Raw genomic sequence first — 17158 nt, 5'->3', positions numbered from 1 at the left:
CCATTCAACAAGAACCACCAGGATCAACCTGCCGGGGGCACAGTACTGCATGACGTAGCTCACGTGCACCTGACGCGTCGGTCCGTATCCGTGTTGACACCTGATCGGCCGCCCCACCTCGTGAGTGAAAACGGTTGCCCTGGCAACATTTTTCACTCACGACCCGTGAGCAGCGGGAATGCGGTGATCGGGGCTCAGAACAGCCGGAACTCGTCCGAGTCGGTGCCGCGCAGCACGTCGTAGTCCAGCGTCAGGCAGCGGATGCCGCGGTCTTCGGCGAGCGTGCGTGCCTGCGGCTTGATCAGCTGCGCGGCGAACACGCCCTTCACCGGGGCGAGCAGCGGGTCGCGGTTGAGCAGTTCCAGGTAGCGGGTCAGCTGCTCGACGCCGTCGATCTCGCCGCGGCGCTTGATCTCCACCGCGACCGAGACGCCGTCGGCGTCGCGGGCCATGATGTCCACCGGCCCGATCGCGGTCGGGAATTCGCGGCGCACCAGCGAATAGCCCTCGCCGAGGGTGGAGATGTGCTCGGCGAGCAGTTCCTGGAGATGCGCCTCGACCCCGTCCTTGACGAGCCCCGGTTCGGCGCCGAGTTCGTGCGCGGCGTCGTGCAGCACCTCTTCCATGCTGATCACCAGCTTCTCGCCGGCCTTGTTCTGCACGGTCCAGATCTTGCCGTCCTCGATCAGCCAGCACGGCGGGCTCATCCAGTTCAACGGCTTGTAGGCGCGGTCGTCGGAGTGCACGGACACCGAACCGTCCGCCTTGACCAGCAGCAGCCTGGTCGCCATGGGCAGGTGGGCGGTGAGGCGGCCGGCGTAGTCCACCTGGCAACGAGCGATCACTAGACGCACCCGGCGAGGGTAGGTGACGCGACGGGAAGGCGATTCGCGGGGTGCCCGCACCATTCACAGCGCATTTCCGGGCGGACTGCATAATGGGATCATGATCGAGCGGATGACCACGCAAGAGGTCTATCGGAACAACTGGATGACCGTGCGCGAAGACGCCGTTCGGCGGGCGGACGGCTCGGCCGGTATTTACGGCGTGATCGACAAACCCGACTACGCGCTGATAATTCCGCTGAACGGTGACCGGCTGCATCTGGTGGAACAGTTCCGCTATCCGCTCGGGCTGCGCCGCTGGGAGTTCCCGCAGGGCACCGCGCCGGGGCTCGCCGAGCAGGAGCCGCTCGGCCTTGCCGCCCGCGAGCTGCGCGAGGAGACCGGGCTGCGCGCCGGTTCGATGATGGAGCTCGGCCTGCTGGACGTGGCCGCCGGCATGTCCAGCCAGCGCGGCAGGGTCTTCCTGGCCACCGAGCTGACCGAGGGCGCGGCCGAACGCGAGCACGAGGAGCAGGACATGGCCACCGCCTGGTTCTCCAGGGCCGAGTTCGAGCGGCTGATCGCCACCGGGGAGGTCACCGACGCCCAGTCGATCGCCGCGTACACCCTGCTCCTGCTGCACGAGCGCGGCTGACCCGATGTTACCTGCCCAGGGGTAATGATATCCAAAAGATATCTGCGCCACCCGGTGTGAAAAGGGTGTAGGTTGGCGATGCGCGAGGGGCGACGCATCGGGGATCTTCGTCCTGCACGCATTTCTTCCCATTGTTTTAATTCGATTTCATTCAAGGGGAAATCTATGTCTTCTGGCAGATACAAGCGCGTCCTGGCCGGAACGGCCGCGGCGCTCGCTGTGCTGGCCGCGGCACCGGCAGTGGCCACCGCCGCTCCGGCGCAGACCGGCTCCGGTGACCGCACCCGCGACATCACCCGCGACGGTCACGAGGACCTTGTCTCCAGGAAGCCCGACGGCGCGCTGGTGGTCTACCCGCATTCCGGCGGCTTCAGCGCCGGCAACCCCGGCGCCACCTTCGGCGGCGCGACTGCGATCAACTTCGGCTGGAACAACGCGGGCTGGATCTCCGTCGCGGACGTGTCCGGCGACGACGTCCCCGACGTGCTCGCGCAGGTCGGTGGCACCATCACCGCGCACAAGCACGGCGGCGCCTACGACCCGGCGGCTCCGCTGGGCACGCTGACCAGCGCCCAGCAGTTCGGCGGTTTCGGCTGGGACCAGATCGACCTGAAGGTGCTGCAGGACATCACCGGCGACGGTGTGGCGGACATTTGGGGCCGGACGCCGGACGGCGCGCTGACGGTCTGGCCGGTCACCGCGGCAGCGGGACAGACCACCGTCGGAGCACCGCTCACGCTGATCGACGACTTCACCGTGTTCGACCAGTTCGACGTCGCCGACCTGAACGGCGACACCCTGCCCGACCTGATCGTCCGCCTTGGCGGCGTGCTCTACGGCATCCTCGCCGAGACGGAGACAGAGCCGCAGGGGGCGGCGAAGGCGGGCAAGTCGTTGCCGTCCTTCGACGCGGCCGACGTGGCGGCGATCAAGTCCGGTGCGGCGAAGCAGGCTCGTTCGGCCGCCGCGCCCGCCGAGCCGATCGTGATCGGGCACGGCTGGGAGCAGGCCGTGCTGACCATCTCCAAGGACGTGAACCTCGACGGCAAGAAGGACGTCGTCAGCAAGCTGACCGATGGCCAACTGGTCGCCTTCCTGAACACCGGGGCGGACGGCACGGTGTCCTTCAGCGGCCGCAACGCCCTCGGCACCAAGTGGTCCGCGGACTCCCAGCTCTCCTAACCCGTCGATAGATGTCCGTGAAGGGCACCTTGCCTACCTTGAAGGTAGGCAAGGTGCCCTTCATAACTGAGAGCGACAAAATGTGCCCCTGACCTGGGCAAGTCCACCCCTAGGCACCCTTCGCGGGACGCACAGGGGACACACGGCCCCGCCCAGCGAACGCACGATCGACGGCCCTGGCCGCTTGCTCGTGGGCGCGCTCGAACAGGTGGCCGTACACGTCCATGGTCGTGCTCATGTGCTTGTGGCCGACGTACTGCTGAATGGCCTTCGGGTTGGTGTGCGCCTCGATCAGCACCGACACGTAGTAGTGCCGGAGAAGGTGCTGACCGGTCTCATCCCCGGCGGCAGGGTCCAGCCCTGCCGCCGTGATCGCCGGGTGCCAGAGCGCCCGGTTGAACTTGGTGTAGTTGATCAGTTCGCCGGACTCCGTGACGAACAGCAGGTGATTCACCCGGTTACAGCACTCGCACCGGACGGCCACCGTGCCGTAGCGCTCGATGTGGGTCGCCAGGGCTTCCCCGGTGTGCGTCGGGAGTGGCACCGTGCGCACGGACCCGCGCTTGGGCGGGACTAGCTTCAACTCCCCGTCGATCACCTGGACTTGGTGGCGAATCTCGATCTTGCGCCGGAGGAAGTCCAAGTCCTCGACGGCCACGGCGAAGCTCTCTCCCTGTCGGTGCCCGCACGTGGCCGACACGAGCGGGACGCCGTGGTACCGGTCCGGGAAGGCATCCAAGATGCCGTCCACGGTCTTGTCCTCCAGCAACCGCATGTGCCCCCGGCGCGGTTCGTCCACGCGGTCCACGCCTTCAAACGGATGTGCCGCGATCACGCCGTCGATCTTGGCCGCGCGGAAGATGCCGCCCAGGTGAACCCAGCACGCGAGAACCGTTGCGTCCGAGAGCTTCCCGCCGCCGCGCTTGGACGTCTTGGTGCGCATGGCGGCTTTCCACCCGTTCACCGTGGACGGTCGGCACTCGTTCATGCTCTTGTCCCCGAAGTGCGGGTAGATGTGGTTCTTGAGCCGGGACTTGATCGTACGGAGAGAGCCGGGGGTGCCGGGGTGGTTGGGCAACCAGTGCTTTTCCACGTAGTCCCGGAACCGGATGCGCCCCTTGGCGGTGTCGAACGGGGTCAGGCCCTTCAGCAAGTCCGCTTTGACCTCGGTGTCGTGCGTTTCCGCGTCCGACTTCTTGTGAAAGGACTTGTTGGGCGCGCCGGGATTCCGGACACGCCACCGTTTCCCGCGTCCGTATTCCCTTGTCTGCTTGCGCGTTCCCTTGTAGTGCCAACGGTCTTCGACAGACATCGTTACGCCTTTCGCTTTCCTTTGGTGGTGGGTGGAAGTAGGCCAGCGTCGCGCGCTTGCTTGACACGTCGCACGGCCGTTCGCTCCGATACTTTGCATTCTTCGGAGATTATTTTAATGGGTGATCCATCGATATTTTCCCGGTAAAGTCTCGCCACGTATTCCAGGTCGGCACCCTTTTCCTTCCTTGGTTTAGTGACAGCCTCCCTGATCTCGTCGAACGACTCCCGGACTGCGCGCCCGTAATTCGTGTCAATCGCTATCGGCTCACCGTCGTTTTCGTCGATTACATGTGACACCAATTGATGGAAAACTTGAGTGGTGAAATTGTCGAGATTGAAGAATTTGAGATCATCATCAGTGATTCCCCGTCCGGGGTCATTGCTGGTGATCCGAAGCTCTCGACACTCGGGACGGCCGTCCCTGACCTCGAAGTGGGCGTGAACGTCCGGATGCCCGTCCGCGCCCTCTAGGTCGAAGAAGGCGTGCCGGGGCACCATCAGGTCCCCGAGTCGGACGTCTCCGCGAAACTTCCCGCCCGGGTGCCGGTACACGCGGGACTTACCCGTCCAAACCATCATCTACGCCAATCTCTCGGGTTTTGGCTTAGGTGATGATGCCTCATCTAGGCCAGGATGGCAACCATCGGGTACAGGACCAGATGGAAGGAGATGGGCCGATGGTTGGACGGCACCTGACGATCAGTGATCTTGCGGAGCGTCTGGGCGTGCCCCGCCGCACGGTCTACCAGTGGAACAGCCGGGGTGATGGGCCGAAGTACCTCAAGGTCGGCAAGCACGTGCGGTACCGGCTGGCCGACGTCGAGAAGTGGGAGAAAGCCCACGAGGCCGAAGGGGGCCGCGTCGCGTGATCAATAAGCCCCCGGCAGAACGAAGCCGCCCGGCACGCACGGACCGGGCGGCCCCGACAGACAAGATCGACACTCACGACAGTTCGACCACTGTGGACGATAGCGCACTCCGGGCCGCGTTGGCGTGCGCCCGGCGCGGCTGGCCCGTGTTCCCCTGCAAGCCCGGCGCCAAGCAACCGGCGACGCGCCACGGGTTCAAGGACGCCACCACCGACCCCAGTGTGATCACGCGGTGGTGGCGCCGGATACCGGGCGCCAACCTCGCGGTAGCGACCGGGGCGCCCGCGTTCGACGTGCTCGACGTCGACGTAAAAGGCCACGTTGACGGGATGGCCACAGTGGACCGACTCAAGGCCGCCGGGCTTCTCACCGGGGCACTCGGCACCGTGCGCACCCCGTCCGGCGGGCTGCACATCTACTACCGGGGAACACGCCAAGGAAACGGAAGCCTTCCCGGGCACGGGATCGACTTCCGTGGACTCGGCGGGTACGTTCTCGTGCCCCCGTCCACCGTGGACCATGCCGCGTACGAAGTCCTCGATTGGCGCGAAGGCGCCCGAGGCCGGGCGCTGGACTGGCAGGCGTGCAAGCGGCTGGTGACGCCGACGCGGAAACTCTTGTTGCCGTGCACCGGAAACCGGAGTGAAGAAGTCCCTCGTCTCGCTCGATGGCTTGCGCGCCAACAAGAAAGCAACCGGAACAACGCCCTGTACTGGGCGGCAAACCGGGCGGTCGACGCCGGCCGCCAGGCCGAAGTTTATCTACTCGTGGACGCGGCCGTCCAAACCGGACTCCCACGCCGGGAAGCCCAGTCCACGGTGAACTCCGCGCTTCGCCGGGCGGGTGGTCCGTCGTGAAGATCGACGAACTGGACGCGACGATCGATGGCGCCGCCCTGCTGGACGAAGCCCGCGACTTGCTGGTGACCTACTGCGCGTTGCCGACGCCGGAAGCGGCCGACGCCATCGTTTTGTGGTGTGCAGCAACACATGCGCTGGAAACCCTGCCGTTCGCGCCCCGGCTGTCGGTGCGGTCGGCTACCAAGCGATCCGGCAAGACCCGCGTGCTCGACGTGGTGACCCTGCTCAGCCACCGTCCACTCAAGACGGTCAACGCCACGGTGCCCGCGATCTTCCGATCACTCGGCGGCGAACACCCGCCCACGCTGATCTTCGATGAAGCGGACACCATCTTCGGGTCCAAGAAGGTCGCCGAGAACAACGAAGACCTACGTGGCCTGCTTAACGCCGGGTTCGAGCGCGGCGCCCCGTCGCTGCGATGTGTCGGCCAGTCACAGACCCCGGTGGAATTCCCGTCATTCGCAATGGCCGCGCTCGCCGGGATCGGCTCGCTTCCCGACACCATCGAGGACCGGTCGGTGATCATCCACATGCGACGCCGCAAGCCGAGCGAGATCGTGAAGCCGTTCCGCATCCTCCGCGACAAGCCCGCCATCGAAGCCGTGGGCACCCGGCTGGCCGCATGGCTAACCACAGAGGACACCAAGACCGTGCTCAGCCACGCCGAACCCAAGTCGGACCTCGAAGACCGGGCCGCCGACGTCTGGGAACCCCTGCTCATGGTGGCCGACCTCGCCGGGGCCGACTGGCCGCAGCGCGCCCGCACAGCCGCGAAGCGGCTACTCGAAGAGTCCGCCGAGGACGAACGTGAGAACTCCCTGCCCGTCCAGCTCTTACACGACATGCGCAGAGTGTTCGCGGGTTTCAAGGGTGACTGGGTGGCCACGGAGAATCTGGTGCGGGAACTGTGGAAGGTAGACGAGTCGCCGTGGTCCGAAATGGAACTGACCGCGCACAAGCTGGGCCGGATGCTCAGCCACTTCGGGATCAAGTCCGACCGCAACAAGGACAGGGCCAAGCGCGGCTACAACCGACGCGACTTCGCCGACGCCTGGGAGCGCTACCCGTCCGATGAGGACACCGCCGACGCGGCCGACGTCCCGCGACGGCCCGTGCAACCGTCCGAAGTGTCCCGAAGCGTCCAAACGTCCTCTGACCAGGCGAAACAGCCGGACGCTTTGCCGGACGCTTTGGACGGCCCCGCGAAAGCGTCCGGCGAAGCGTCCCGCCGTTCCCGCAGGTCAGGCCCGGTACGGACACTTCAGGACGGTTTGGACGCTAACCCGGACGCCATCGATCGCGCAGCCGCCCTGCTGGAGTCCGAATTGGACGCCACCGAGCTACCCGGCGAGGGATAGGGCGTCAACATCACGGTGACAGTGCGACCGCAAGACCGCGCCGTTGGTCTCGCGCGTGGCGTGCCAGATAACCCGATCGAGGAAGGTGGACAAATTGGAGTGCCTCAAGTGCGGCGGGCAGCTTGCCGAACGCGCCGGACCGGGACGTCCGGCCGCGTACTGCTCGCAGGCGTGCCGTCGGGCCGCTGAGTACGAAGTCCGGCGGATACAGCGCGCCTTGGAATCGCTGGAAGACCACCACCGCGACATCAGGTTGAACTGGTCGACCGTGTTCGGCGACCAGCTACCCAAGATCGAAGTGGAACAAGATCGACTGGAAGCCCGCCTGCGGGTGCTGCTGGGCAGCAAGGAGGAAACGACGTGAGGACCATCGGAATCGCCCCTGAGAAGGCCGAGAACGCCCTAGCCGTGTTGGCGTGGCATGTTCCGCCGGGGGTGGAGATCGGGCGGCCCAGGGTGGCCCGTCCTGACGAGAACGGGGTGTGCCTGGTGATGCCTACCGCGTTCTGGTGGGTCCATAGCGGATACGCGGCCCGGATGGAGCCGCTACCCGATGGGCGGGCCGAAGTCACCGTGTGGTGCATTGGGCACGAAGTGGACCGCTACATCGGGAACGTGGGCTAAGATCGTTCTCGTCGGGGGTGACGATCCGCTGTGGTGCACCACGGCCAGCCGGGCACCCACCGAATCGGCCAGCCGCGCCATGCGACCGTGCCCCGCGCCCCGGCGCCAGGCAGACGCACCGCGAAGAGTCCGCCGATCAGTGACCACACCTGATCATTAGGACAGTCCATTGTCGCCCAATGCTGAGCGCCTTTTGGCGCAGATGAAAGAGAAACTGAAGTCCGCGAACGAGATTGCCGCGAAGGCGGACGACGCGGGACGCGACTTTACCGAGAAGGAAAGGGAAGTCGTCCGCGACCTTATGCGCGACGCGCAGCGGTTGAAGTCTGAGTACGACAAGGTGCGGGAGGACGAGCGCGACGAGAGCGTCAAGGCCGCCATCAAGAAACTCGGCGACGCGGTAGGCGGATACCCCGGAGAAGGCCCGTTACACGACAACAGCCCCCGCCTGAAGTCGCTGGGCGGTTCGACGTGGGGCAAGGAGATCGTCCGCCAGCACAGTGACCCGCTGGGGCGGTTCAAGTCGATCGCCCCGTCCGGCAGCGTGATGGTGACCGTGCCGCTCGCCACCCAACCGGTACGCGAGGCCGAGCCCGTCCTAGCCTTGCGACAGCTCATTCCGTCCGAAAAGGACACAGCTGGGGTTTGGGCGTACATGCGGCAGACCCTGCGAGAGAACAACGCGGAGGTCGTTCCGCGGGGCGCGAAGAAGCCCACGAGCCGGTACACATTGGAGCGCGTGGAAGGCAGGTCGGGAACGGTTGCGCACCTCACGGAACCTATCTCCCGGCAGGACCTTTCCGACGCCCCGATGCTTCAGACCTTTGTGGACACCGAGCTTCGGCTTGGTCTTGAGGAGGCTTTGGAGAACGAGGTCATCAACGGCGATGGTACCGGGGATCGGCCGACCGGCCTGAACTTCACCTCCGGCACCCAGAGTCAAGCATGGGCTACCGACCTGATGACCACCACCCGGCAAGCCGTGACGAAGCTGGAAGTGTTGTCCCTCAACGGTTCTGGATGGGTTCTGCACCCGGGGGACTGGCAGAACATCGAGCTAGCCGCGAACGCCAACGGCTACCTGCTCACCCAGGCCGGGCAGGCGCTCCCAGTCGATCGGGCCGCCCGCCGTTTATGGTCCGTCCCAGTTGTTCTGTCCACTTCGGTCACTGCGGGAACCGGATGGCTGGCCGACTTCGCCGGTTCCACCACGCTCAAGGTCCGCGAGGAAGCAGTGATCGACTGGTCCGAGAACACCTACGACCCGGACGCTCTGGGCGTAGGCGAAGGCGCCAGCGACTTCGAGCGCAACATGATCCGCTTCCGCTGCGAAGGACGGTTCGGATTCGCGGTGACCCGTCCGGCCGGAGTGGTCAAGCTCGACCTGACCGCGTAGAAGCCCGCTGAGCCGAACCCCTGGCGTGGCCCGGCTCAGCACCCTGGCACCCGCCGCCCGGTACCCCTCCAGGCCGGTCGGCGGGTGTCCACATGCGATACGGCACCCGCGAACGGGTGCCGTATCTCCCCCTCGCCCAAGCGTGACCAAAAACGAGGGAGGCTAAGCCCGGCGGGAGCAGTCGAGGGGGCTTAGCGTCGAGACGACCCCCGCCGGACATCTTCAGGTGCCGTTGCCGTCATCCGGCTCCGCATACGGCCACATGGTCTTGTCCACTTTGCGCGCTTCAAGTTCGGCTACAAGGGACAGTCGATCCGACACGCGTTCTAGATGCTCCACCATCTGGCGATACAACAGCGGCAGGTGCGGGGTACGGGCTTCCCCGGTCTTCCACAAGTCCAGCCACGCGGAAAGCCACACGTTCGCGTCCCGCAGCAGAAGGCCAACGGCGGACGACTTGCGCGCCAGACGCCGGGCTTCGACCACCGCCGCGTGCACTTCGGCGATCTCGTTGTGAGTGGATTCGCTGTATCCAACGAGAATCCGGTCTGCCGCAGGCAGGCGCTTCAGTGCGTTCTGTACTTTGTGGACCGACACCGCGCGACGCGCCCGGCGACGGCTGAGATACCCCACTACGGAGTCCACAACGTCGGCGCGGAGCCCAGTACCAACCGGGGCGCAAGCGGGCTACTCGGTGCGGGCAAAGCGAGAAGCGCGTCCGTCACCTCGGCGAGCGTCCCGTCACACTGCCAGAGCAAGCCGCCCGTGTGGTCCATCCGAAGCGCGCCCGCGTCCGTCTGTGATCCGATGTGCAGCGCGTCCGCCACGCCATCCGGCCACACGTACAAGCCGGTCAGCTTGGTCACTTCGCCGTTGTCGTCCACGGTGGGGACGAACGACCACCCGGCTTCCTTCAGGTCAAAGACCCGTCGCAACTCCGGGTACAGCTCCAAGGGCGTCTTCATCGCGCGCCCCCGACGGTCTCACCGACGATGCCGCGCCAAACGTGGACGTTCGCATTGGGGGCGGTCATGATCTCCAGCGTGCGCGCCCAGGAAGACCCGCAGGAGTGACGCGCGAGGGGATGTCAAGGGGAGACTTGGGGGAGAGTTGATTCTTCGCGATTCGTCAAGGCGACAGTTACACTCCGCACACAAGCCCCCCAGGTGAGGAGAGGCCCGGTCGTGTCAGAGCCGAACGAGTTGCTGCGCGCTGCTCGTATACGCGTGGAGTCGCCTACCTCGCCCGGCGAAGCGATGACGCGGCAAGAACTGGCCGACGCCGTTAACGCTCAGGTGTACCGCGCCAGTGGCGGCGCCAGGGTGACGACCGTGGACGCCAACCACGTGGGCAAGTGGGAACGGGGAAAGATCCGCTGGCCAGCGGCGTATTATCGAGCTGCAATCCGCGCAGTCCTCGACGTCACCACGGATGCCGAACTCGGGTTTGCGCGGCCGGTTAGAGGCAACCCTGACAACGTGGACCGAAAGACCTTCCTCAAGACCGCGCTCGGCACGGGCGCCGGGGTCCTGGTCTCCCACCACGTCCCCGGTCCAGTGCAGGACACGCGCGAACTGGCGGCGGCCGTGTCCGGTCCGACCGCCCACTACCGGCGCATGGAATCGGCCGTGTCCTCTGAACAACTGGCCCCCGCCGTAGACGCCCACCTCGCACTCACCACGGGCATCGTGCAGACCACACTGCGTACGTCGACCGGGTTCAGCGTGCTGGCCGAAGTCTCCGGGCTGGCCGCATGGCTGGCCGCCGACCGGGGCGACAACGCCACTGCGCGCCGCCGCTACAGCGAGGCCGTGAGCCACGCCGAACGCGCGGACCATCCCCTCCTTGCGTCCTACATGACTGCCAGCCTGGGGCACTTCGCCGTGGAGGCTGGCCATCCTCGCCAGGGCGTCACCCTGCTCGACCGCGCAGCCACGCAACTCGACAAGAGCGCCCCGGACACCGCCCGTGCCTGGCTCGCTTCCCTGCACGCGGTCGCCCACGCCGCACTTGGCGACCAGACGGCCACGCTGGCCGCACTCCGGGCCGCTGAGAAGCTGACCAGCCGCCAGCGAGGCGAACCTCACTGGCCATGGGTGTTCACCTTCGATCGTGCCAAGGTGGCCCGATACCAGGCCGGAGCGCTTGGCCGACTCGGAGACCTGCGCGCAGCCACCGCCGCTTTCGACGCGGCGCTACCCACGCTGGCCGGACCAAAGCCCCGTGCGCTTGCGCAGCTTGACCAAGCGCAAGCGATGGCCGCCGCCGGGCTCGTTGCCGAAGGCTGCCAGCTCACCGCCGAAGCCCTTCAGGTCGGCCGTGACTTCGGTAGCGAACGGATCATCGCCCGCGCTCGGGAGTTCCGTGCAGCGCTACCCGCCCGCACCACCGCCGCCCGTGACCTCGACGACGCGCTAGCCGCCCTCTACGAGACGGAGACCCCTTGACCCGCCTGGCCGTGACCGGACACCGCGAACTCCCCAAGCGCACCGCCCAACTCATCGACGAGGCACTACGTGCCGAGATCGCCCGGCGCGCGGACGGCACGCTTACCGGGTTGTCCTGCATCGCGGACGGGGCAGATGCACAGTTCGCACGTGCTGTCCTGGACGCGGGCGGAGAGCTGATAGTGGTCGTTCCGGCGACCACCTACCGCGACGGCTTGCCCGCCGACCACCACCCCATCTATGACGCGCTCATGGCCCAGGCGTCCGAGGTAATCCAGCTCGATCACACCGAGTCCAACTCCGAAGCGCACATGAACGCCAGCCTGCGCATGATCGAAAACGCTGACGAACTGGTAGCCATCTGGGACGGGAAACCCGCGCGCGGGTACGGCGGCACCGCCGACGTGGTCGAGGCCGCCCGTGAACGCGGCATACCGGTCACCGTGATCTGGCCGGACGGTGCCGAACGCGACTAGCGCGAGACCCGGACAGGCAGCGACCCCCGCACCCGGCGAACGGGTACGGGGGTCGCTGGTCTTCTCCGCTCGGCGCCGGGACGCGCCGGGGACGCGCGAGGACAACTAGGGTCGGCAACCGACCACAACCGATGACAGCTATTTTGCCTGGTCAACCTACGGATGACACGATCTTGCCCAGGTCAGAAAGCCGCCTGTTGTGAAAGCCACTTTCACGGACAAAGGGGGCTCAGTCCGGCCAGGAGGGGTGGCGTTTCTCGAGGAAAGCGGCCATTCCCTCCTTGGCCCCTGGCAGCTGCGACGCCGAGGCCATCACCTCCAGCGCGATCGCGTAGGCATCCGCCTCCGGCCGGTCCAGCTGGGCGTAGAGGGTCTGCTTGCCGATCACCTTGCTCGCCCTGCTGCCCCTGGTCGCCCTGGCCAGCAGCTCGGCCACCGCGGTGTCCAGCTCGTCGTCCGGCACCACCCGGTTGACCAGGCCCCAGTCCAGCGCGGTGGCCGCGTCGATGGGGTCACCGGTCAGCGCCAGCTCCATCAGCCGCTTGCGCCCGACCGAGCGCGCCACCGGCACCGCGGGCGTGTGGCAGAACCAGCCGCCCTTGCCGCCGGGCAACGCGAAACCGGCCGACTCGGCGGCCACCGCAAGGTCGCAGGAGGCCACCAGCTGGCAGCCCGCCGCGGTGGCCAGCCCGTGCACCCGCGCCAGCACCACCTGCGGCGCGGCCTGGATGACGCCCATCAGGTCGGTGCACAGCCGCAGCAGCTTCCGCACGCCGATCAGGTCACGCGACGCGACGTCGCCGAAGTCGTGGCCGGCGGAGAACACCGGCCCGGCGGCGGCCAGCACGATGCCGGTGGCGTCCGAACTCGCCGCGGCCCGGAACGCGATCAGCAGCTCGGTCAGGTGCGCCTCGGACAGCGAGTTCCGCCGCGACGCGCGGTTCATCGTGATGGTGACCGTGTCGTCCTCGCGTTTGACGAGGAGGTGCTCGTACTCGCCCATGTCCCCGACGCTACCCCCGGAGTCCAGTCCGTTGGATAGCTTGGGCGGCATGGCACTTCCCCGCACCCCGTTCTGCGAGCTCACCGGCATTTCGGTGCCGATCGTGCAAGCACCCGTCGGCGGGCCGAGCGTGCCGGCGCTGGCCGCCGCGGTCAGTGCCGCCGGTGGCCTCGGCACGCTGGCCGTGAGCTGGGACGATCCCGGCGGCCTTAGCGCGAAACTCGCGGAGACCACGGCGCTGACCGACCGCCCGTTCGGCGTGAACCTGATCCTGAAGTGGCCGCAGCGGGAGCGCATCGCGCAGTGCCTGCGCGCGGGCGTCCGGATCATCTCCACCTTCTGGGGTGATCCGGCCCCGCTCACCGGCATGATCCACGACGCCGGCGCGCTGCACCTGCACTCCGTCGCCTCGGCGGCGGAGGCCGCGCGTGCGGTGGCGGCGGGAGTGGACGTGATCGTCGCACAGGGCTGGGAGGCAGGCGGGCACGTCTGGGGCGAGGTGGCGACCCTGCCACTGGTACCGGCGGTGGTGGACGCGGTCGCGCCGGTGCCGGTGCTGGCCGCCGGCGGCATCGGCGACGGCCGCGGGCTGGCGGCGGCGCTCGCGCTCGGCGCGGACGCGGCCTGGATCGGCACCCGGTTCCTGCTCGCCGAGGAGGCGGCGACCGCCGCCGAGTACCGGGAGCTGATCGCGGACGCGGCGGAAACCGGGACCGCGCACGGGATCGTGTTCGACAAGGGCTGGCCGGACGCCCCGCACCGCGCGCTGCGCAACAGCACTGTGCGCGCCTGGGAGGCGGCGGGACGGCCCGCACCCGGCGACCGTCCCGGTGAGACGGACACCATCGGCACCTGGACCGACGGCACCGAGGTCCCCCGCTACGCGGATCTCGCGCCGCTGCGGGGAGTCCACGGCGACGTCGAGGCGATGGCCCTCTACGCCGGGCAAAGCGCTGGTGTCGTCCGCGAAGTGGCTCCCGCCGCCGACATCGTCGCCCAACTGGTCGCCGAAGCCACCCGCGCCCTCACTCGCCTCCGCTGACCCGCGAGTCCCAAGCTCCCGCCAGGCGAGTCTCACGTTCGCGAAACGCTCAGTCGGCCGCGCGGTCGATCACCGCGCGCAGGAACTCCTTCGTCCTGCCGTGCTCCGGTTCGGTGAACAGCTTCGCCGGCGCCGCGTCCTCGATCACCTGGCCCTGGTCGAACATCATCACCCGGTCCGAGACGTCCCGCGCGAACTGCATCTCGTGCGTGACGCAGAGAATGGTGATGTCCGTTGTGGACGCGATCCGCTTGAGCAGCGCCAGCACCCCGGCCACCAGCTCCGGGTCCAGCGCCGAGGTCACCTCGTCCAGCAGCAGCACCTCCGGCTGCATGGCCAGCGCACGGGCGATCGCGACCCGCTGCTGCTGCCCGCCGGAGAGCTGGCTCGGGTGCGCCCCGGCCTTGTCCGTGAGGCCGACCATCTCCAGCAGGTCCACCGCCCGCGCCTCGGCCTCCCCTTTGGACATGCCGAGCGCACGGATCGGTGCCTCGGTGATGTTCTGCAGCACCTTCATGTTCGGGAAGAGGTTGAACTGCTGGAACACCATGCCGATCCGCTTGCGCATCTCGCGCAGGTGCTTTTCGTCCGCGGGCACCTTCTTCCCGCCGCGGTCGATATGGCTCAGGCAGTTCCCGCCGACGTCGATCGTGCCGGCGTCCACCTTTTCCAGGGTCATCAGCAACCGCAGAATGGTGGTCTTTCCGGAGCCGCTAGGCCCGATCAGCGTGACGAACTCACCGGGCCGCACCGCGAAGTCCAGCTCCCGGAGCACGACATGGTCACCGAACTTCTTGACCACCCCGTCGAAACGGATCATGTACTCAGACTCGGTTGACACGACGCTCCAATTTCCGCACCAGCAGGGCGGCGGGGTAGCTCAGCAGCAGGAATGCCAGGCCCGCCATGGTGTAGGGCTCGACGAACCGGTAGTCGTCCGCGCCCAGTTCTTTCGCGCTGTTCACGATGTCCAGGACGCCGATCGCGAGCAGCAACGGCACCTCCTTGAACATCGAGATGGTGTAGTTGCCCAGCGCCGGCAGCACCCTGGGAATGGCCTGCGGCAGGATCACCCCGGTCCACACCCTGGTCCTCGGCAGGCTGAGCGCGGTGGCCGCCTCCCACTGCCCGGCCGGGATGGCGTCGATCCCGGCGCGGTACACCTCGGAGGTGTAGCAGGCGTAGTGCACGCCGAGCGCGATCACCCCGGTCACCGTCGGGGAGAGGCTGATCCCGGTAACCGGCGGCAGCAGGTAGAACAGCACGAACACCTGGATCAGCAGCGGGGTGCTGCGGACGAACTCGATGAACGCCCACAGCAGCTGGTCCACCACCGGGATACTGGCCCGCCGCACGATCGCGAAGACCAACCCGAGCACGTAGGCGAGCAGCGAGCCGAGCACGGTGATCTGCAGGGTGACCACCAGGCCGCGCAGGATCACCGGAATGCTGTCCAGCGCCTTGCCCCAGTCCCAGACGTCCATCAGATCCCGCCTCCGGTCACCTTGGCCAGCGCGCTGGTCCGGCTCACCGCGGTCCGGCCGACCCGGCGGCTGGCCAGCTTCTCCAGCCAGCGCATGGTCACCGTGATCACGATCGCCAGCAGCAGGTAGAGCACCAGCTCGATCAGGTAGATCAGGCCGATGTCGTCGCCGAACTGCGGGCGCAGGATCTCACCCTGCTTGAAGATCTCCGGCACCTCGATGAAGAACAGGATCGCGGTGCTCTTGAGCAGTTGGATGAACAGGTTGTTGAAGGACGGCAGCATCTCCACCACCGCCTGCGGCAGGATCACCCGCCGCATCCGCTGCGCCGGCGTCAGGTTCAGCGCGATCGCGCCCTCGAACTGCGCGCGGGGCACGGACTGCACCGCGCCGCGGACCACCTCGGCGCCGTATGCGCCGTGGTTGAGCCCGAGCACCAGTATCCCGGCGGTCAGCGGCAGCAGCTCCAGGCCGACCAGGATCGGCAGCACGAAGTAGATCCAGAACAGCTGGACCACTTCGGACGTTCCGCGGAAGCCCTCCACGTAGACCCGCGAGATACCGCGCACCACCCGCGACGGGGACAGCAGCGCGAGACCGGCGACCAGCGACATCACGATGGTCAGCGCGATGCCGCCGGCGGTCGCGATGACGGTGTAGGGCAGGCCTTCGAGCAGCCTGGGCAAGATGATCGGGAAGTTGTCGAACACGGGATCCTCCGCCGTCCGAGTGCGCTCAGCCCTTGCAGAGCGCTTCGGTGGTCAGCTCGGGGCCCGGTGCGTTGGCCTCGCTGAAGCCGAAGGGGGTGACGATCCGCAGCCACTCACCGCTTTCCTTCACCTTCTTCAGCTCCGCGTTGAACGCGTTGATGAATTCGGTGTCCTCCTTGCGGAAGGTGAAGGCACCGACGTCCGGCGCCTTCTTGCTGCCCTGGAAGGATTCCGTCGCCTCCAGCGGGGCGCCCGGGTTCTGCTTGAGCAGCCAGCGGCTGGTGATGTCCAGCAGTGCCGCGCCGTAAACGCGGCCGTCCTGCACCTGACGCAGGATGTTGTCCTGGTTGTCCAGGGTGACGATCTTGTCCGCGGGCACCCCGACCTCTTCGGCGTAACCCTTTTCCACCGCCCCGCTGAGCACCGCGATCTTGACGTCCTTGCCGCTGATGTCCTCGAACCGCCTGATGCCCTGCGGATTTCCCTTCGGCACCAGGAAGGAGGAGGCGACCTTGAACTCCGGCGCGGAGAAGGCCGCGGTCTCGCAGCGGTCCGGCCGGATGGACATGCCGGCCGCGACGAAGGCGAACTTCTTCGCCTGCAGCCCCGGAATCAGCTGGCCGAAGTCCGAAGGCACGGCCTCCATCTCGTCGATGCCCATCGCCTTGAGCACCACGCGGGCCACCTCGGGCTCCGCGCCGGTCAGCTTTCCGCTCGCGTCGGTGAACCCGTAGGGTGCCTCGTTCCCGAAACCGACTTTGATCTTCTTGGACGCTTTGGCGCCGGCGAACGTAGTGGTGTCGTCACTGCTTGCACATGCCGACAGCAGGGCCGGACCTCCGATCGCGACCGCTCCCATTGCCGCCGAGCGCCTGAAAAAGTCCCGTCGAGTCCAACCAGCCTGCGCCATCACT

General features: G+C 67.1%; 20 protein-coding genes. 10 read left to right on the top strand and 10 right to left on the bottom strand.

The window, feature by feature from the left end; all coding sequences use genetic code 11:
• Positions 1–194 precede the first annotated feature (194 nt).
• Positions 195–854 (bottom strand): endonuclease NucS, encoded by a 660-nt coding sequence (gene nucS / locus AMYNI_RS0124550; protein WP_026360878.1) that lies wholly within the window; start codon positions 852–854, stop codon positions 195–197.
• Between the two features lie 103 nt (positions 855–957).
• On the opposite strand from nucS, the gene AMYNI_RS0124545 reads away from it, so the two are divergent.
• Both AMYNI_RS0124545 and AMYNI_RS0124540 read left to right on the top strand, forming a co-directional pair.
• A complete protein-coding gene (locus tag AMYNI_RS0124545) occupies positions 958–1479 on the top strand; it encodes an NUDIX domain-containing protein (protein WP_425387910.1) in 522 nt (173 codons plus the stop codon).
• Between the two features lie 165 nt (positions 1480–1644).
• A complete protein-coding gene (locus AMYNI_RS0124540; RefSeq protein ID WP_157357472.1) occupies positions 1645–2661 on the top strand; it encodes a hypothetical protein in 1017 nt (338 codons plus the stop codon).
• A gap of 109 nt (positions 2662–2770) precedes the next feature.
• Here AMYNI_RS0124540 and AMYNI_RS0124535 read toward each other — a convergent pair whose 3' ends face one another.
• Together AMYNI_RS0124535 and AMYNI_RS49605 are read right to left on the bottom strand one after the other, a co-directional pair.
• Positions 2771–3973, bottom strand: a complete 1203-nt coding sequence (locus tag AMYNI_RS0124535) for a tyrosine-type recombinase/integrase (protein ID WP_020670713.1) — start codon at positions 3971–3973, stop codon at positions 2771–2773.
• 2 nt (positions 3974–3975) lie between these two features.
• Positions 3976–4554 carry a Fic family protein gene (locus AMYNI_RS49605; protein WP_169515767.1) on the bottom strand — a complete coding sequence of 193 codons (579 nt, stop codon included), beginning with the start codon at positions 4552–4554 and terminating at the stop codon, positions 3976–3978.
• Between the two features lie 32 nt (positions 4555–4586).
• Here AMYNI_RS49605 and AMYNI_RS0124525 point away from each other — a divergent pair, with 32 nt between their 5' ends.
• The 5 genes from AMYNI_RS0124525 to AMYNI_RS47430 all read left to right on the top strand — a co-directional run bounded on the left by AMYNI_RS0124525 (position 4587) and on the right by AMYNI_RS47430 (position 9082).
• A complete protein-coding gene (locus AMYNI_RS0124525; RefSeq protein ID WP_342667771.1) occupies positions 4587–4844 on the top strand; it encodes a helix-turn-helix transcriptional regulator in 258 nt (85 codons plus the stop codon).
• Positions 4841–5701 (top strand): bifunctional DNA primase/polymerase, encoded by an 861-nt coding sequence (locus tag AMYNI_RS45310; protein WP_169515766.1) that lies wholly within the window; start codon positions 4841–4843, stop codon positions 5699–5701. Before AMYNI_RS0124525 ends, AMYNI_RS45310 begins: the two co-directional genes overlap by 4 nt.
• Positions 5698–7062: a DUF3631 domain-containing protein gene (locus AMYNI_RS45305; protein WP_020670709.1), complete on the top strand. Its 1365-nt coding sequence runs from the start codon at positions 5698–5700 to the stop codon at positions 7060–7062. The genes AMYNI_RS45310 and AMYNI_RS45305 overlap by 4 nt, the downstream gene beginning before the upstream one ends.
• 94 nt (positions 7063–7156) lie before the next feature.
• Positions 7157–7426 (top strand): hypothetical protein, encoded by a 270-nt coding sequence (locus tag AMYNI_RS49215; RefSeq protein ID WP_157357471.1) that lies wholly within the window; start codon positions 7157–7159, stop codon positions 7424–7426.
• Positions 7427–7888: 462 nt separating this feature from the next.
• Complete coding sequence (locus AMYNI_RS47430) at positions 7889–9082, top strand: phage major capsid protein (protein WP_020670706.1); 1194 nt, start codon at positions 7889–7891, stop codon at positions 9080–9082.
• 222 nt (positions 9083–9304) lie between these two features.
• Here the strand turns inward: AMYNI_RS47430 and AMYNI_RS45295 are convergent, their stop codons facing one another.
• Positions 9305–9715, bottom strand: coding sequence for a hypothetical protein (locus AMYNI_RS45295; RefSeq protein WP_157357470.1), 411 nt, complete (start codon positions 9713–9715; stop codon positions 9305–9307).
• Positions 9715–10047 (bottom strand): hypothetical protein, encoded by a 333-nt coding sequence (locus AMYNI_RS0124490; protein ID WP_020670704.1) that lies wholly within the window; start codon positions 10045–10047, stop codon positions 9715–9717. The genes AMYNI_RS45295 and AMYNI_RS0124490 overlap by 1 nt, the downstream gene beginning before the upstream one ends.
• Positions 10048–10266: 219 nt before the next feature.
• Between AMYNI_RS0124490 and AMYNI_RS0124485 the strand changes: the two genes are divergently transcribed.
• Positions 10267–11529, top strand: coding sequence for an NsdA family TPR-like regulatory protein (locus AMYNI_RS0124485; protein WP_211225508.1), 1263 nt, complete (start codon positions 10267–10269; stop codon positions 11527–11529).
• A complete protein-coding gene (locus AMYNI_RS0124480) occupies positions 11526–12005 on the top strand; it encodes a hypothetical protein (protein WP_020670702.1) in 480 nt (159 codons plus the stop codon). The genes AMYNI_RS0124485 and AMYNI_RS0124480 overlap by 4 nt, the downstream gene beginning before the upstream one ends.
• A 229-nt stretch (positions 12006–12234) precedes the next feature.
• Here the strand turns inward: AMYNI_RS0124480 and AMYNI_RS0124475 are convergent, their stop codons facing one another.
• Complete coding sequence (locus tag AMYNI_RS0124475; RefSeq protein ID WP_020670701.1) at positions 12235–13008, bottom strand: enoyl-CoA hydratase-related protein; 774 nt, start codon at positions 13006–13008, stop codon at positions 12235–12237.
• 49 nt (positions 13009–13057) lie between these two features.
• Between AMYNI_RS0124475 and AMYNI_RS0124470 the strand changes: the two genes are divergently transcribed.
• Positions 13058–14050, top strand: coding sequence for an NAD(P)H-dependent flavin oxidoreductase (locus AMYNI_RS0124470; RefSeq protein WP_020670700.1), 993 nt, complete (start codon positions 13058–13060; stop codon positions 14048–14050).
• A 49-nt stretch (positions 14051–14099) separates the two neighbouring features.
• Here the strand turns inward: AMYNI_RS0124470 and ehuA are convergent, their stop codons facing one another.
• The 4 genes from ehuA to ehuB are packed head-to-tail and all read right to left on the bottom strand — an operon-like array spanning position 14100 to position 17103.
• Positions 14100–14870, bottom strand: a complete 771-nt coding sequence (ehuA, locus tag AMYNI_RS0124465; RefSeq protein ID WP_020670699.1) for an ectoine/hydroxyectoine ABC transporter ATP-binding protein EhuA — start codon at positions 14868–14870, stop codon at positions 14100–14102.
• Between the two features lie 4 nt (positions 14871–14874).
• Positions 14875–15534: an ectoine/hydroxyectoine ABC transporter permease subunit EhuD gene (gene ehuD / locus AMYNI_RS0124460; protein WP_020670698.1), complete on the bottom strand. Its 660-nt coding sequence runs from the start codon at positions 15532–15534 to the stop codon at positions 14875–14877.
• The gene (gene ehuC / locus AMYNI_RS0124455; protein WP_020670697.1) at positions 15534–16244 is read right to left on the bottom strand and encodes an ectoine/hydroxyectoine ABC transporter permease subunit EhuC; all 711 of its coding nucleotides are present in this window, start codon (positions 16242–16244) and stop codon (positions 15534–15536) included. The genes ehuD and ehuC overlap by 1 nt, the downstream gene beginning before the upstream one ends.
• A 25-nt stretch (positions 16245–16269) precedes the next feature.
• Entirely contained in the window at positions 16270–17103 is an 834-nt protein-coding gene (ehuB, locus tag AMYNI_RS0124450; RefSeq protein WP_020670696.1) for an ectoine/hydroxyectoine ABC transporter substrate-binding protein EhuB, read from the bottom strand.
• Positions 17104–17158: the final 55 nt, after the last annotated feature.

The sequence above is a fragment of the Amycolatopsis nigrescens CSC17Ta-90 genome (genome assembly GCF_000384315.1).
GTDB lineage: Bacteria > Actinomycetota > Actinomycetes > Mycobacteriales > Pseudonocardiaceae > Amycolatopsis > Amycolatopsis nigrescens.
This window is presented reverse-complemented; position numbering and strand designations above follow the sequence as displayed.

What these genes read in the sequence shown, in the direction of transcription:
- AMYNI_RS0124475 (WP_020670701.1), bottom strand. Translation starts at nt 13,008, where the DNA reads ATGGGCGAGTACGAGCACCTCCTCGTCAAACGCGAGGACGACACGGTC.
- AMYNI_RS0124470 (WP_020670700.1), top strand. Translation starts at nt 13,058, where the DNA reads ATGGCACTTCCCCGCACCCCGTTCTGCGAGCTCACCGGCATTTCGGTG.
- ehuA (WP_020670699.1), bottom strand. Translation starts at nt 14,870, where the DNA reads ATGATCCGTTTCGACGGGGTGGTCAAGAAGTTCGGTGACCATGTCGTG.
- ehuB (WP_020670696.1), bottom strand. Translation starts at nt 17,103, where the DNA reads ATGGGAGCGGTCGCGATCGGAGGTCCGGCCCTGCTGTCGGCATGTGCA.
- AMYNI_RS0124490 (WP_020670704.1), bottom strand. Translation starts at nt 10,047, where the DNA reads ATGAAGACGCCCTTGGAGCTGTACCCGGAGTTGCGACGGGTCTTTGAC.
- AMYNI_RS49605 (WP_169515767.1), bottom strand. Translation starts at nt 4,554, where the DNA reads ATGATGGTTTGGACGGGTAAGTCCCGCGTGTACCGGCACCCGGGCGGG.
- AMYNI_RS47430 (WP_020670706.1), top strand. Translation starts at nt 7,889, where the DNA reads ATGAAAGAGAAACTGAAGTCCGCGAACGAGATTGCCGCGAAGGCGGAC.
- AMYNI_RS0124545 (WP_425387910.1), top strand. Translation starts at nt 958, where the DNA reads ATGACCACGCAAGAGGTCTATCGGAACAACTGGATGACCGTGCGCGAA.
- AMYNI_RS0124535 (WP_020670713.1), bottom strand. Translation starts at nt 3,973, where the DNA reads ATGTCTGTCGAAGACCGTTGGCACTACAAGGGAACGCGCAAGCAGACA.
- AMYNI_RS0124540 (WP_157357472.1), top strand. Translation starts at nt 1,645, where the DNA reads ATGTCTTCTGGCAGATACAAGCGCGTCCTGGCCGGAACGGCCGCGGCG.
- ehuD (WP_020670698.1), bottom strand. Translation starts at nt 15,534, where the DNA reads ATGGACGTCTGGGACTGGGGCAAGGCGCTGGACAGCATTCCGGTGATC.
- AMYNI_RS0124525 (WP_342667771.1), top strand. Translation starts at nt 4,587, where the DNA reads ATGATGCCTCATCTAGGCCAGGATGGCAACCATCGGGTACAGGACCAG.